19 protein-coding genes are annotated in these 14,877 nt (G+C 42.9%); 2 read left to right on the forward strand and 17 right to left on the reverse strand.

The annotated features are described in order from the left end of the window. Positions 1 to 91 precede the first annotated feature (91 nt). Positions 92 to 1,525 carry a M16 family metallopeptidase gene (locus FLM48_RS17775; RefSeq protein WP_372847486.1) on the forward strand — a complete coding sequence of 478 codons (1,434 nt, stop codon included), beginning with the start codon at positions 92 to 94 and terminating at the stop codon, positions 1,523 to 1,525. After that, positions 1,522 to 2,964, forward strand: a complete 1,443-nt coding sequence (locus tag FLM48_RS17780) for an insulinase family protein (RefSeq protein ID WP_179025572.1) — start codon at positions 1,522 to 1,524, stop codon at positions 2,962 to 2,964. Before FLM48_RS17775 ends, FLM48_RS17780 begins: the two co-directional genes overlap by 4 nt. A 4-nt stretch (positions 2,965 to 2,968) precedes the next feature. Here the strand turns inward: FLM48_RS17780 and FLM48_RS17785 are convergent, their stop codons facing one another. The 17 genes from FLM48_RS17785 to FLM48_RS17865 all read right to left on the reverse strand — a co-directional run bounded on the left by FLM48_RS17785 (position 2,969) and on the right by FLM48_RS17865 (position 14,846). Next, positions 2,969 to 3,352 carry an STAS/SEC14 domain-containing protein gene (locus FLM48_RS17785; RefSeq protein WP_028771620.1) on the reverse strand — a complete coding sequence of 128 codons (384 nt, stop codon included), beginning with the start codon at positions 3,350 to 3,352 and terminating at the stop codon, positions 2,969 to 2,971. A 436-nt stretch (positions 3,353 to 3,788) separates the two neighbouring features. After that, positions 3,789 to 4,274 carry an OmpA family protein gene (locus FLM48_RS17790; RefSeq protein WP_179025573.1) on the reverse strand — a complete coding sequence of 162 codons (486 nt, stop codon included), beginning with the start codon at positions 4,272 to 4,274 and terminating at the stop codon, positions 3,789 to 3,791. Between the two features lie 304 nt (positions 4,275 to 4,578). Continuing rightward, positions 4,579 to 5,040, reverse strand: a complete 462-nt coding sequence (locus FLM48_RS17795; protein WP_179025574.1) for a hypothetical protein — start codon at positions 5,038 to 5,040, stop codon at positions 4,579 to 4,581. Beyond that, the gene (locus FLM48_RS17800; RefSeq protein WP_179025575.1) at positions 5,037 to 5,861 is read right to left on the reverse strand and encodes a TIGR02594 family protein; all 825 of its coding nucleotides are present in this window, start codon (positions 5,859 to 5,861) and stop codon (positions 5,037 to 5,039) included. The genes FLM48_RS17795 and FLM48_RS17800 overlap by 4 nt, the downstream gene beginning before the upstream one ends. A 118-nt stretch (positions 5,862 to 5,979) precedes the next feature. Further along, the gene (locus FLM48_RS17805; RefSeq protein ID WP_179025576.1) at positions 5,980 to 6,837 is read right to left on the reverse strand and encodes an immunity 49 family protein; all 858 of its coding nucleotides are present in this window, start codon (positions 6,835 to 6,837) and stop codon (positions 5,980 to 5,982) included. Further along, positions 6,837 to 7,031, reverse strand: coding sequence for a hypothetical protein (locus FLM48_RS17810; RefSeq protein ID WP_179025577.1), 195 nt, complete (start codon positions 7,029 to 7,031; stop codon positions 6,837 to 6,839). The genes FLM48_RS17805 and FLM48_RS17810 overlap by 1 nt, the downstream gene beginning before the upstream one ends. A 361-nt stretch (positions 7,032 to 7,392) precedes the next feature. After that, positions 7,393 to 8,241: an immunity 49 family protein gene (locus tag FLM48_RS17815; RefSeq protein ID WP_179025578.1), complete on the reverse strand. Its 849-nt coding sequence runs from the start codon at positions 8,239 to 8,241 to the stop codon at positions 7,393 to 7,395. Positions 8,242 to 8,243: 2 nt separating this feature from the next. Next, a complete protein-coding gene (locus FLM48_RS17820; protein ID WP_179025579.1) occupies positions 8,244 to 8,438 on the reverse strand; it encodes a hypothetical protein in 195 nt (64 codons plus the stop codon). Positions 8,439 to 8,721: 283 nt separating this feature from the next. After that, positions 8,722 to 9,231, reverse strand: a complete 510-nt coding sequence (locus tag FLM48_RS17825; RefSeq protein WP_256870969.1) for a hypothetical protein — start codon at positions 9,229 to 9,231, stop codon at positions 8,722 to 8,724. A 30-nt stretch (positions 9,232 to 9,261) separates the two neighbouring features. Continuing rightward, on the reverse strand, positions 9,262 to 9,549 hold the full coding sequence (locus tag FLM48_RS17830; protein ID WP_179025580.1) for a hypothetical protein: 288 nt from the start codon (positions 9,547 to 9,549) through the stop codon (positions 9,262 to 9,264). An 81-nt stretch (positions 9,550 to 9,630) separates the two neighbouring features. Further along, positions 9,631 to 10,089, reverse strand: coding sequence for a hypothetical protein (locus tag FLM48_RS17835; RefSeq protein WP_179025581.1), 459 nt, complete (start codon positions 10,087 to 10,089; stop codon positions 9,631 to 9,633). Between the two features lie 277 nt (positions 10,090 to 10,366). Further along, the gene (locus FLM48_RS17840; RefSeq protein WP_218645308.1) at positions 10,367 to 10,642 is read right to left on the reverse strand and encodes a hypothetical protein; all 276 of its coding nucleotides are present in this window, start codon (positions 10,640 to 10,642) and stop codon (positions 10,367 to 10,369) included. 640 nt (positions 10,643 to 11,282) lie between these two features. Then, positions 11,283 to 11,783, reverse strand: coding sequence for a hypothetical protein (locus FLM48_RS17845; protein WP_179025583.1), 501 nt, complete (start codon positions 11,781 to 11,783; stop codon positions 11,283 to 11,285). Between the two features lie 483 nt (positions 11,784 to 12,266). Continuing rightward, positions 12,267 to 13,121 carry an immunity 49 family protein gene (locus FLM48_RS17850; RefSeq protein WP_179025584.1) on the reverse strand — a complete coding sequence of 285 codons (855 nt, stop codon included), beginning with the start codon at positions 13,119 to 13,121 and terminating at the stop codon, positions 12,267 to 12,269. Further along, the gene (locus FLM48_RS17855; protein ID WP_179025585.1) at positions 13,121 to 13,306 is read right to left on the reverse strand and encodes a hypothetical protein; all 186 of its coding nucleotides are present in this window, start codon (positions 13,304 to 13,306) and stop codon (positions 13,121 to 13,123) included. The genes FLM48_RS17850 and FLM48_RS17855 overlap by 1 nt, the downstream gene beginning before the upstream one ends. A gap of 285 nt (positions 13,307 to 13,591) precedes the next feature. After that, positions 13,592 to 14,092 carry a hypothetical protein gene (locus tag FLM48_RS17860; protein WP_256870970.1) on the reverse strand — a complete coding sequence of 167 codons (501 nt, stop codon included), beginning with the start codon at positions 14,090 to 14,092 and terminating at the stop codon, positions 13,592 to 13,594. 301 nt (positions 14,093 to 14,393) lie between these two features. After that, positions 14,394 to 14,846, reverse strand: a complete 453-nt coding sequence (locus FLM48_RS17865) for a hypothetical protein (protein ID WP_179025587.1) — start codon at positions 14,844 to 14,846, stop codon at positions 14,394 to 14,396. Between the last annotated feature and the right edge of the window lie 31 nt (positions 14,847 to 14,877).

A 14,877-nucleotide genomic window follows, 5' to 3' on the forward strand; every position in this document is an offset into this window, starting at 1 on the left:
TTGGCTAAATAAGCCTTTATATTAAAGTCTTAGCCTTCTCAAATGGAATGAGTACTCCACGTCTATGCCAATCAAATGCTTATGGCCAACGCTGCGGCAATCAATTGTACTTATCTTACTGCTGATTGGCACAACAACACCGGGATGGTTCTCCGCTGCCTTAGCGGCAGAAACGAGCCTAATGACGATGGCCAAGCCACTGTATGAGGTGGAGCAGCAAATTGAATATCTGCAGCTTGAAAATGGCTTACAACTGCGATTGCTGCCGCAAAATTCTGCCAGTAGCGTGACCATTGCTAGCGAGTTTGCAGTTGGTTCACGGGATGAAAACCCAGGACAAACAGGCTATGCCCACTTATTTGAGCATATGTTGTTTAAGGGCAGTGAAAATGCCCCGGGTGATAGCTACGCGCAAACAATGAGTCAGTTCAGCGGCCGCTTTAATGCCAGTACTTTTTTTGAATTCACTAACTATTATGCCACGGTACCAAGTTACGCCTTAAAGCTCGCCTTATGGTTAGAAGCCGATAGATTTATGGCTCCGCAGTTATCAGATGCAACAGTGACTAATCAGCAGCACACCGTCTTAGAAGAGATGGCGACTACTATCGACAATCAGCCCTACGTGCGACAAGCCATGGAATTTTTGCTCGCACAGGCCAAAGGCTCCCCCTATGGTCATGCCGTGATTGGCAGCGCTGAAGATATACAAGCGGCCACGCCACAGTCACTACTGGAATTTCACCAACGTTATTACCGTCCCGATAATATGCAATTGAGTCTAGTAGGCTCACTACCCGCGCAAACACTAGATTGGGTCAATGGCGCTTTTGCTCACTGGCAACAACCTGAAAAGCCGCTGCCCAAACGCGATACCCACTACACTTTTGAAGCCAAATCAGTGTCAGGAGAGATCATAGACTCAAGAGGCCCATGGCCAGCGCTCCTGCTCGCTTGGCACACCGTTGGCCAACAGCATCAAGATGCAGCTGCAATCACGCTGCTTGAAAATTATTTACTACAAAATCGCAGTAGCTTAGTCCGTCAGCGCGGTTTAAGCCAAAATGAGTTTTTATTGAGTTATTCAATTCCATTGTCGATGCAATATATGGGCGTGAGTAATTTAGTCCTAGTCCCAAGGGCTGCGGTGTCACTAGACTTACTCGCTGACAACGTTGATCGATTGATCGCAGATGTGGCCGCCAATGGCGTTGATGCCGCTGCATTGCGGCAATTGAAACAAAACTGGTTGATTAATGCGCTGCAAAAACTTGATGATCCTGCAACGCTCGCAAAGCAGCTATCAGCCACCGCAGCGCTAGATAAGCTAACGCCGTTAACGGGCCCATGGGAGCGTATTTATGCGGTCACGCCTGAACAATTACAAGCTGCGGCGCAGCAATATTTTCAACAAGGCACTGTTACATTGAAGCTTTTACCACCTTGGTATATACGCTGGGGCAAAACGCTCATGGAGTGGCTGCCAAGTTCGCTAGCAGAAAGCATTGAGGAATGGGCACTATGACAATCACCAATCGAATGCTCATTGCGCTACTGCTGGCGTTTAGCCTAGGTTGCCAACAAACCAACATTGAGTTCACCGAGCATCAGCCCCCTACAGTGGCTGAATTTGCACCGCTTAACGGCGCCCCCACCTTAAGTGTCCCCACCCACCTGAGCAATAACCTCAGTGCCATCATACCAAGTGGGCAGGTAAAGCAGGTCTCCTTACACCAACTGCCTAAGCGGCAATCAACACTGATAGATATTAATCTTGTGTTGCTCAACCCGAATCGACCACTACATGATATCGACGTGCTGCAAACCGCGCTGCAACTTAATGCCATTGCACTGGCGAAGCGTTTGTCATTATCTTGTATAGAAACATTACAAATCAGCGCTAGAATTCATCATATTAGCCTAGCGATGACTTGCCCTGCTGAGGAAGTAAACACAGCGATAGCCTTGCTTATTAAACAATGGCAGCCCAGTAGTTTTGATCAGCTGGATATGGCGTTGGTGCAGCGTCAACTCAAATTAAGCAAACACATCAACGCCTATAGTGGTGCAGAAATTGATCGTACTTGGGCCAAACTTATACTCGGTGCGGACCATCCCTACACACAATCATTGAACAACCCCAAATGGCAAAATGAACTCTCAACGCCACAATTAGCTCAGATCCAGTCGAATCTATTGCAAGGCGCACAATGGCACTTATTGCTCTCTGAGCCAATTGATAACGCGTTAACAACTGATCTTACGCCGTTGCTTGCAAAACTGCCTCGCACCAGTACACCTATTACAAAAAAAGCGCTAACCAACACAGCAATGAGCGCTAGCAACGACAAAATTTATTTAATCGATGCACCTGGTGCGGTGCAAACCCAGGTTAGAGTTGGGTATCGGCTACCTTCCGGCCTTGTCGTAGCGCAGCAATGTCAGCAACTGGCAAGCTGGCTAGGACGCAGCTTTAGCGGTCGTCTTTATTATGACTTACGCGAAACTCGCGGGTTAACTTACGGTGTATACGGCCGTTGTTATCATAACCCGCAAGCGACAACACTGAAGTTTTATGGCAACACCAAGATTCAGCACACAAGTACTTTCATCAAAGGCATAATTGATCATCTCACTTTAGCGCAGTCACAAGCAGTAAAAGCGCCAGAGGTCAGCGCATTGAAAACCTATCTATTGAGCCAATATCAACTCAAAGGCCAAACCCCGCGCAGTGCACAAGCTTATTACATTAATGAGCTAACACTGGGGGCAACCCAAACACAAATACAGCAGCATATACAACAAATTGAGCAGTTAGACTCGGCCCAGCTTAACGACAGCGCCAACGCACTGATGCAAGCGTCACCCATCATCTTGATACGTGGTGATGCAGAGGTAATTCAACCCCATCTACAAACTCAATTTCCACAACGGCAAGTCATGCTGATAGCACCAACTGACTAGCGTATTAGGCTTGCTCATCTAACCATGACAAAGCCTCAGCACGATATTCAAAGAAATGCATGTCGGTTAGTTGTAATCTGGCCGTTAATGCTGCAATGCTCACCTGCCATGTGTCTGTACCCCATATAGCAACATGCCTGAAAAGGTGTCGATATTGCACCGCTAACTTCAGCTTTTTATATAACAGTTTTAAATCACAGTGTTGAAACTGACTCATATCCAACAGCACATCAAAGCAGTCATTTTGTGCCATTAATATGTTGCACATGGGGGCAACATTCGCGCAGTCGTTATCCGTGACCTCCCCCGCTACTTTGCAATGCAGTCGCAATACGCCAGCCTGCTGACGGGCCACACTAATAGTAATGCTTGGATAGGATATAGACATTGCCCCTCCCTCACTTGCTATCGCCATTATTGATACTTTGACTTATACCAATCAGTATAAGAATTTGATCTACTCAGCGCGCTTTGGGCAAACTAATTCAAGGCGAATGATTGAAACAATGGTTGTTCCCTTGTGAAATTATTCAACGCAGAAGTAGGCAGCCAAAAACGCGCCACAATGGCGAGTTTTAGCGATTCTGATGCTGTGTTAACGAGCTTAACCGTAGAATAACTATGCTCTTCACTCGTTGCCTTGCCTCTAAATCGCTAAACTCTCGCTGAGTGACTAAATGTTTATACTGATTGGTATTACACCAACTATAGACGATGCAGGCCGAACCATTCGGCGCTATAACGAAGGAGATTCTAGCAAGCATAAAAAAAGCTAGGTGGTGAACCTAGCTTTAATATGGGGGAGTCGCCTGTAACCTTACGGGCTAACCTTCAATAACGTAAAAATCAACGCGGCGATGTTCAGCACGTTGTTCTTTGGTTAACACCTGCTGCGTTTCAGTGCCATCGAGAGTGCGAAAGCTTGCCTGTAGTTGGCTTGGCGATGCTCCCAACAGCACAAGATGCTCAACTAACCCTTGAGCACGACGTTGAGCTAAAGCTTGGTTATACGCCTGACTACCAGTGTCATCGGTAAAACCCTGCACATTAATGCGTTTTTCTGGATGGTTGGCAAGATAACTCACAATGCATGACATGTTACTGTCGAGGTTTTGCAGCGGGATATCACTATTTTTGGCGTAATACACCGACTTAAAACCTGCTATCTGTTCACCGTTTTGCACCGCATAATCCAAACAGCGGCTCGACATCGTCACTTTAGGCTCTTCAACGGGCTTATTTTCCACCGTTGAAGCACAGGCTGACAAATAAAGACAGCACATCACCGAAATAAATAACCTTAATTCCATAACACCTTCATTTAGTCCGTTAAATTATGCGCACAAAATACCGTTACACTCGGTGTTTTTCAACTTTTAATCTTTATAAATAAAGAAGAACAAAATCATCACCACAATAAACCAAAGTTGTTTTATAACAACCACCTATACACAAACCAAAGATTGACCTAGTTCAAGAACAGCCGTTACACGCTAATAAAAACAATAAAATCATGCTTTATTACGACACTAATCGAGATTTAAATATAAAGTTATACTAACCCTTACAAATAGTAATATATTCGCATTTATACCAATGGGTATAAATGCGATATTAACGACACCAAGAAAAATAACTTTGATAGATATTTACTCGACTTGCCGAGTGGGCAAACATCGCATCTATCTCTGCTGTGGGTGGAAAAATAGATCCCGTACCTGGCCAATACAACTGTCCCTGCTCGCTCTCACACAAAACAATATTGACTGCTGCTTTATCTAAGCTAAGGGACTCATCTATCTCGGTATACATTTCAAACTCGATAAATTCGAACTCAGCTCCACGATAGGTATTTAACACGTCAGCAGAAACCCTATGGTGCCGCAACCACTCTTTGGTTTTTGGGTCCTGATAATCGCGACTCACCACATTGAAATCATGCACTTTTGCAGCGTATGGGGTATTAATCAGCGCCGACACAACGGCATCGGCTGCTGCATGAGGAGCAGCCGTGTCACTCGCGGCCTGACACGCCACCACCACCCAAAGGTTAATCACCAATAATACTAACCTCATGCTTCACTCCCGGCTTGACTCGCCACCGCATTGTAGATGGGTAGGCTTCCCCCAACATCACTGGCATTGATTGGCAACACAAAATCAGTCCACACAGCGCGAGAATACTTGGAAATTTGCACCTTATTAGACTGGTTACCCCCTAACATATAAAGCGATTGACCGTCAGCGCTTTGGCCGACAACAAAGGCAACATGACCACCACCTTGGCGTGATTTAATACCAATCGCCCCATAAACTGGCTCAGTGATTTTTTGGCCGAAATCAATCCATGCTTTGGCTCTAAAGGCATGACTCACTGGCGTATAGCCATTTTGCTGCATAACCCAAGCAACAAACGAACCACACCAAGCATTCTGGCCGCCGGAATCATCTGTTCCCCAAAACTTAGCGGCTTTGAAATACTCAAGTATTCGAGGGTTGGCAACACTGCCCGCCACTTCTGATTGTCCTTGCTCGGCCAGCGCTGTTTTCATCCACGGCGTGCCTTGTATCAGAGCCGCAGCATCGACAACTACAGCCGGCGTACTTGGGATGTTTGAGGCAGATTGTAATTTTTGGTTAAGCGTTCGATGAGTGCGGCCATTGACATCTATTTTTCCGTCAGGCCTTACCATACCAACCACTTTACGTTGAAATTGATTAATGGCGGCTACGGTTTTTGAGTTAGCGGGCATGCGACCAAGGCTGCCATCGACAGCAAGTTTTGCCGTTGGCGCGATCAAATTGAGAAGCTTATTTAACGCCGATTGAATCGTTTTAATGTCAGCAGCTTGGTTGTGTCCATCGATTCCGACCGAGCCTGTCAGTTGAATTGTCATGCGTATCTCTCCTTAATAATTACTGCACTCCTGTGCGGCATCGACTCTATAGTGTAGTCTGCTTTCAGTGACCTACTCGTTTTGTTTCGCGACTCTTTTTACTGGCAATAGATTTGGCTTACTTAAAATAGCGACCATCGATTAGAAAACGCGGTAGCGAGTCACTTTCAACGCTGACCTCATTGCCACAGTCGTGCCACATGCACGCCATGCCAAGCAGTTGCAGCGGTATGAATGAGCACACTGGGACGATATCTTGACCCTTTTCTCGCATCCAATACTGCTCTTGGCACTGCAGGTTTTTAGCCAGCACTTCATTAAAATCAAACCCCGCATTGGTAGTTAACGCAGCAAAGGTTTCAAGGTAGCCCATACCAATATCAAGTGACCAATCATCACCATCGGCTAATAGTGCTTTCATTGTCTGATTAAGTTTAACTGGGAAATCTTTCTCTCTGTGATGATATGACTGAAACACCTCAACTAACGAATAAACCACTTCATCAGTAGTAGTGGCACTTTGACGCATAATCTCAACCGGAAAAGTCCCCAACGTGTTCATACTGTCAGTATCACGAGTTATCACAGCAAGAAAATAAGCATCAAACCACTGCCCCGGATAAATCCTTCCAGATTCCAGTAATCCCAAACCATTCCAACTCACTTCCGGTAAGTCATAAATGTTAAACGTTGAGGTTTTCCTTGGCTCGCGGGCACATTCAAAAAATGCCGCATACATTTTTGAGGCATATTTAAGCCCAGTTGCTGACTCCTTCTCGATGTCGGCTGTTTGTGTCTCCCACGTTAGCCAGCGAGCGAGGTCTAACATTTCCTCGCTAAACAACAGTAAATTATCGCGCCGTAGTACGATACATTCAGCCATTTCTTCACGCGCTTCACGAGGCGTCTCTAACCATTCCTCTAACGGGACATATTTTTCAAACTCGGGCTTATATGCTCTCTCTACCTTCATCATTAACCTGCTAATTTTGTTGCATCGATATCAAATTCGGAAATGTTAACTTCGCCAACGCTTGAGCCAGTATCAGTTTTTGCGATAGACGTTTCTATGTGTAAATACTGAACCTGTTTTTTTCGCCAGGCAGCTTTCTGTATCGCCTTAGCGGCCTTTCTATCCGATGCAGCTTTAGGCTCCCGATTACCTTTCATACTCTTGGTTATCGCTTCGGCATACTGGGTCGTACCCTGTTGGTAATCATACTTACCTATCCGCTTCTTACCTAAAGCACTCTGGCCGCCCTTGTGTACACCGTAGCCCTACTAATGACTCAGCCTAGTTAATTGCTGCGTGATAGTGCCTGTATTGACAAAGAACACCTCTAGCTAACCCCGCGGACGCTTGGCTTATAGAACAGCGCGACAGGAGATAAGCCAACTCGGCTTATCTCCTACTCATATCCCCATTTTTAAAGAACTCACACCACAATCCCTTGGTGCGATAGGGCCATAGTGACCGCAAAGTGCTATCACCTAACCTAAAGCTATTCTAAAAGCTCGTTAGCTAACATCGTTAAAAATAGCGACCATCGATTAAAAAACGCGGTAGCGAGTCACTTTCAACGCTGACCTCATTGCCACAGTCGTGCCACATGCACGCCGTGCCCAGCAGTTGTAACGGGATAAAAGAATCTACTGGTGCATGGTTTGGGCCAGATTCTCTAATCTGATATTGTTCCTGGCACTGTAGGTTCTTAGCCAGCACTTCATTAAAATCAAACCCCGCATTGGTAGTTAACGCAGCAAAGGTTTCAAGGTAGCCCATACCAATATCAAGTGACCAATCATCACCATCGGCTAATAGTGCTTTCATTGCCTGATTAAGTTTAACTGGGAAATCTTTCTCTCTGTGATGATATGACTGAAACACCTCAACTAACGAATAAACCACTTCATCAGTAGTAGTGGCACTTTGGCGCATAATCCCAACTGGGAAAGTCGCCAACGTGTTCATACTGTCAGTATCACGAGTTATCACAGCAAGAAAATAAGCATCAAACCACTGCCCCGGATAAATCCTTCCAGATTCCAGTAATCCCAAACCATTCCAACTCACTTCCGGTAAGTCATAAATGTTAAACGTTGAGGTTTTCTCTGGCTCGCGGGCACACTCAAAAAATGCCGCATACATTTTAGAGGCATACTTCAGCCCAGTTGCCGATTCTTGTTCGATGACGGCAGATTGTGTCTCCCACGTTAGCCAGCGAGCAAGTTCTATCATATCCTCACTAATCATTAATAAATTATCGCGCCGAATAGCGATATCTTCGACTATTTCGTCAAAAGCTTCACGAGGTGCATCTAACCGCCTTTCCAATGATATTTTTTCGAACTTAGGTCTATATGCTCTTTCTACTTTCATTATTAACCTGCTAATTTTGTTACATCAATATCAAATTCGGAGATGTTAACTTCGCCAACGCTTGAGCCCGTATCGGTTTTGACGATGGGGGTTTCAATATGTAAGTACTGAATCTTATTATCATCAAGCGCCGCTTCCCTTATGGCTACTGCAGCTTTTCTATCCGTTGCTGCGTTAGGCTCGCGATTATCTTTCATACTCTTGGTTATCGCAGCCGCGTACTTTGTTGTGCCCTGTTGATAATCTTGATCACCAATCTGCTTCTTACCTAAAGCGCTCTGGCCACCCTTGTGTACACAGTAGCCCTACTAATGGCTCAGCCTAGTTAATTGCTGCGTGAAAGTGCCTGTATTGACAAAGAACACCTCTAGCTAACCCCGCAGCGCTTGGTTTACAGAGTGGTGCAACAGGAGATAAGCCAACTCAGCTTATCTCCGGATAAAATCGTTAAAAATGACGACCATCGATTAGAATTTGGTATTAAGCATATTTGTTGGCAATGACTTTAAGCTCATCTAACAAACCATCTTTTAGCATATAAAGCGGAATGTCCCACTGCTGAGGTGTAATTCCACCTATGTAGTCTTTCCTATTACCATTCCAAATATTTAATCCGGGCACATTCTCTGCGCAGCAATGTATCATGGCATTGATACCAATAGTTTGCTCTTCAAATTCAGCTGTTGTACTGCGCTCAAAGTTTGAAAAGCCACCTTCTGATGGTTTCTTTAAGAAGCCATTTTCAATTCGATCAATAATCCATGGCAAAGCAATCATTGGGTATTCAGATTGCGTCAGCCTTCGCCTTTTTTTCAGCTTTGAAAAGTAATCTGTTGATACGACAAAATAATCACCTTTTTTTATGATTAACTTCTTTTTATCTGGAAACATCTCATAATTTAAGGTCATCAGCACTTTTTCATCACGTTTTAAATCATCGTGAAAAATCAAACCTAATGGTTTATGTATTACAATATTAAAATTAGTCAACGACAAAGCACCTATAATAACGTTCAACCATCAAGAGTAATCATCGTGATACATTTCACGAGATAATTCATCTAAATAACTCTTAACCTTTTGCTCATCAGGACTACAAAACTCTCTTGAAGCAATTATGCTGAATGTGAACTTTTGCCCATTCTTTAGTTTTGCTCTCGGGTCACTCCCTTGCTCAGAGTGACTAATAATAAAGTCTAACTGGCCCAATATTGGAGCGATAGATAGGTTACTCTTATCTATAAACTTACTACCAGTGATTATATCTTTAGCAATTCTAGCTTTCTGTTCCAGCAGAACTAAGTCCATTCTCCCACCCATACACTACTATAATTCAATTTTACAGCAAACAAGCCCTGGCTATAAACATAACTCTCTAATACAAGCCACTTATACATCCGATATGATATCAAGAATGCTATCCTTTAGTATTTCATCATTGATCTGAATGGATTGTGGCATAAAGCTTGCTATGTAAGACTTTCTAGACTTATTTCTAATATTAAAACCAGACTTTCCATAATCACCAGCATTAGAGCTCCTACTAATAAGTATTTCTTCGCCTTCGAATATTTTTGATACTGCATGTTGATTTTTAGCTAAGCCGCCTTCTGAAGGCGTTCGCCAAAAACCATTGACAATTGTATCGTAAATCCAACGGGTTGCGGGTACAGGAAGTTCAATTTGGTTTTCGGTAATACTGTTTGCTTTTATTGTACTGTGGTACATCAATAAATGCTCACTATCTCTATAAATCTCGATCCTCGCGTTGCTACCTTTATAAATCGTTGTAACCCTAGAATATTTAGCCTGCTCTAAACCGTTATTAACAATAGAAAACATTTTCATTTATTTTTCTTACATTAGTTATCTTTTAAAGGGTTCTCGATTATTTCACTTTGTTCAACGAGATCTTTAACTGTTTCAGGAGAGTGTTGTATCCCTCAGGTTTCCAAAGTACCAGCTTTACCAGGATTAGATGTTATTTCTGTTAAACCAATGCCTGTAAATAATTCTCAAGCTCCTATGTCAGGCAAAGTACTCTGCCAAATTATAAAATATTAAACTTGCTTCACATCAAATTCTTTGTCCCAATCGACCCATCAAGCTCGATCTCTTTGTTAAATTATGTCCAACATTTTCTAAATACTAAAGAGTATTCAGGAGTCATAAATTCATCTATAACTTCTGAACTTAACTCACCTGATAACTCACTTTTAAACTTTTTATTCATATTATCAAAAATAGGTATGAATACATCCGAACCATTTCTATCATGATCCCCACCTCGTTCTACAATATAAGAAACATAATCTTCTTCTAGGCTGTAATTGGTACAAAATACATCAGAAATTATTTTTGGATCACTATCTGCATATTTTATTTGTTCAAGAGCGCTCATCCACAGATGGGTACCGACCAGAATCTCTTTTGTGCCCCACCTTTTCTGGCTCAACACGATACCCTATATCTTAGTCTTTGGCAGCCGTAGAAAATCGGACAACAAATCTATCAGAAGGTGGTTCAGATGATGAAGCCATGTCTCTCAACTCTTCATCGCTACATTTGGGAACATATCCACTATTGATTTTAATTCTATCTTTGGCTTGTTCTAGAAGCATCAGAACCTCGCCAATTGACTGTGGTGAGCACCGCTTATCTTTATTTACTAAGCAGTCCTTTTCAGGCGGTTCAGATTCATGGATTAGCTGAGCTTTGGCTTTAGCCAGTAATACTTCTGGAGGTTCATTAAATATTATTCTATCAACTTGAGCTACGTTTAATATCTTGTCATTTAAGTTAGTTGAGAGCCTATATCTTTAGAAGCGCTGACTTCATGCTTATCTATAAACACCTAGGCCTTCTTTACAGCTCAAGCTTATCTGATTGACCCTGTTGACCGTATTGGGCGTATATTGATAAAGCTCCCCGCTAACCCTGCGGACGCTTGGCTTACAGAGTGGTGCGATAGGAGGTAAGCCAACTCAGCTTATCTCCGGATAAAATCGTTAAAAATGACGACCATCGATTAGAATTTGGTATTAAGCATATTTGTTGGCAATGACTTTAAGCTCATCTAACAAACCATCTTTTAGCATATAAAGCGGAATGTCCCACTGCTGAGGTGTAATTCCACCTATGTAGTCTTTCCTATTACCATTCCAAATATTTAATCCGGGCACATTCTCTGCGCAGCAATGTATCATGGCATTGATACCAATAGTTTGCTCTTCAAATTCAGCTGTTGTACTGCGTTCAAAATTGGAAAAGCCACCTTCTGATGGTTTCTTTAAGAAGCCATTTTCAATTCGATCAATAATCCATGGCAAAGCAATCATTGGGTATTCAGATTGCGTCAGCCTTCGCCTTTTTTTCAGCTTTGAAAAGTAATCTGTTGATATAACTAGGTAGTCTCCTGTCTTTATAATGAGTATTTTGTCATCAGGAAACATTTCATAATCTAAAGCAAGCAGCACTTCTTCACCAGATTTCAAACAGTTATGCGCTATCAGCCCTAACGGTTCCATTATCGTTTTATTCAATCTAACTATCCTTTTATTAGCTTTATCGGCAGTCTGATTACATTTTACATCTCAGCTAATCGATGGAGGAGTATTCTCTAGTATCAATGTTTCCACAACCCCATGACCGTTACCTTGATGACGGTATTGAGTCACACCATCACCAATAAACTCATTTAATGTCGTGCCCTGTTGGTAATCTTGGTCACCAATCAGTTTCTTACCTAGCCCACTTTAGGCCGCCCTTGTGTACACAGTAGCCCTACTAATGGCTCAGCCTAGTTAATTGCTGCGTGATAGTGCCTGTATTGACAAAGAACACCTCTAGCTAACCCCGCGGACGCTTGGTTTACAAAACGGTGCAACAGGAGATAAGCCAACTCGGCTTATCTCCTACTCATATCCCTATTGTTAAAGAACTCGCACCACAATCCCTTGGTGCGATAGGGTCATAGTGACCGCAAAGTGCTATCACCCAACCTAAAAACGAGTTGGCTAAAATCGTTAAAAATAGCGACCATCGATTAAAAAACGCGGTAGCGAATCACTTTCAACGCTGACCTCATTGCCACGGTCGTGCCACATGCTGGCCATGCCAAGCAGTTGCAGCGGTATGAATGAGCACACTGGGACGATATCTTGACCCTTTTCTCGCATCCAATACTGCTCTTGGCACTGCAGGTTTTTAGCCAGCACTTCATTAAAATCAAACCCCGCATTGGTAGTTAACGCAGCAAAGGTTTCAAGGTAGCCCATACCAATATCAAGTGACCAATCATCACCATCGGCTAATAGTGCTTTCATTGTCTGATTAAGTTTAACTGGGAAATCTTTCTCTCTGTGATGATATGACTGAAACACCTCAACTAACGAATAAACCACTTCATCAGTAGTAGTGGCACTTTGACGCATAATCTCAACCGGAAAAGTCCCCAACGTGTTCATACTGTCAGTATCACGAGTTATCACAGCAAGAAAATAAGCATCAAACCACTGCCCCGGATAAATCCTTCCAGATTCCAGTAATCCCAAACCATTCCAACTCACTTCCGGTAAGTCATAAATGTTAAACGTTGAGGTTTTCCTTGGCTCGCGGGCACATTCAAAAAATGCCGCATACATTTTTGAGGCATATTTAAGCCCAGTTGCCGACTCTTGTTCGATGTCGGCAGTTTGTGTTTCCCACGTTAGCCAACGAGCGAGTTTTATCATATCCTCACTTATCATCAATAGATTATCGCGCCGAATAGCGATATCTTCGACTATTTCGTCAAAAGCTTCACGAGGTGTCTCTAGCCATTCCTCTAACGGGACATATTTGTCAAACTCGGGCTTATATGCTCTCTCTAGCTTCATCATTAACCTGCTAATTTTGTTGCATCAATTTTAAATTCGGAGATGTTAACTTCGCCAACGCTTGAACCGTTATCGGTTTTCACTATTGGGGTTTCAATATGTAGATACTGAACTTTCTTTTTCTTTTTCGCGGCCTTCTGAATCGATTTCGCCGCGATAACATCTGACTCGGTATCACTTTCTTTCATACTCTTGGTTATCGCTTCGGCATATTGGGTCGTACCCTGTTGGTAATCATAATCGTCAATCTGTTTCTTACTCAGCCCACTCTGGCCGCCCTTGTGTATACAATAGCCCTACTTATGGCTCAGCCTAGTTAATTGCTGCGTGATAGTGCCTGCATTGACAAAGAACACCTCTAGCTAACCCCGCGGGCGCTTGGTTTACAGAGTGGTGCAACAGGAGATAAGCCAGCTCAGCTTAATCTCTGGATAAAATCGCTAAAAATGACGACCATCGACTAGAATTAGGTATTAAGCATATTTATCGGCAATGGCTTTAAGCTCATCCAACAAGCCATCTTTAAGCATATAAAGCGGAATATCCCACTCTTGAGGAGTCATGTTAGCCAAGTAGCTTTTACGATTGCCATTCCAAATGTTTAATCCCGGCACATTCTCCGCGCAACAATGGACCATGGCATTGATACCAATAGTTTGCCCGTCAAACTCAGCTGTTGTACTGCGCTCGAAATTTGAAAATCCACCTTCTGATGGTTTTTTTAAAAAGCCATTTTCAATTCGATCAATAATCCAAGGTAATGCAATTAGTGGAAATTCAGATTGGGTGAACCTTCTTCTGTTATCCTGCTTTGAATAAAAATCGCTAGACAGTACTAGATAATCACCTTTTTTAATTAATACATTGTTCTCACCTGGATACATTTCATAGTTAACAGTTAGTAATACCAGCTCATCATCTTTTAAGTCATATTGGTCGATCAATCCCAAAGGACTATGTATTACAATATTCAAGTTGATCATCCTTTAATAGGTGAAAGTTGAATGGTAGTAATGTTACTCATCTCCGCTATTGGAAGTGGATTATTCTCTAGTGTTAGTGTTTCGACTACTCCATGGGAGTTACCTTTATGTCGACACTGAGTCATGCCGTCACCAGTGAACTCACTGTTAGCACCAAACTCTGTTCTTAGTGCATGTCGCGCAGCAAACCGTCCCTGGTTATCCTGCTTTAACGAATATATAAATAATTCGATATCTTTTTTGAGAATTCATCTAATCCGCTCTTCCAATAGTCTCGGATAAAACTTGCATATTATTTTTGAAAGTCTGAATTAAGTACATCTGAAGTTGCATCGTAATATTTTGGATCTAAGTGCTTTTTAGCCGGTTCCGCCAACTTGTCCCAAGTTGGTACAAAGGTGTTTTCGCCAAAATCACCTAGATTCTCACCTCTATCTACTACATGTAGCACATACTCTTTTTCCGAGGCATACCCTGTTGCCAGCAAATCAGAAATTATTTGTGGGTCACTATCTGCATTTTCTAACATATCAAAGCTGGTTGCCCAAATCGCCACCAGCCCATTGGGCTTTTGAAATGCCAGTTTGGCATTAGGGTTATTGTTAATAGGCTGAAAATTGCCAAGAAAGCGAGACTTTCCTACTGAGCCATCCTGCGCCTTTGATGCCAATGTGTTATCACTATATTTCGCGCTATAACCATTTTTGATTATGTTTTCCCTTGCGTTTTTAGTCTCTCTACACATTCAGCAAGAGATTGAGGCTCTGCCATACTAA

Origin of the sequence: Shewanella sp. Scap07, assembly GCF_013394145.1 — a bacterium.
Taxonomy (GTDB): Bacteria; Pseudomonadota; Gammaproteobacteria; order Enterobacterales; family Shewanellaceae; genus Shewanella; species Shewanella waksmanii.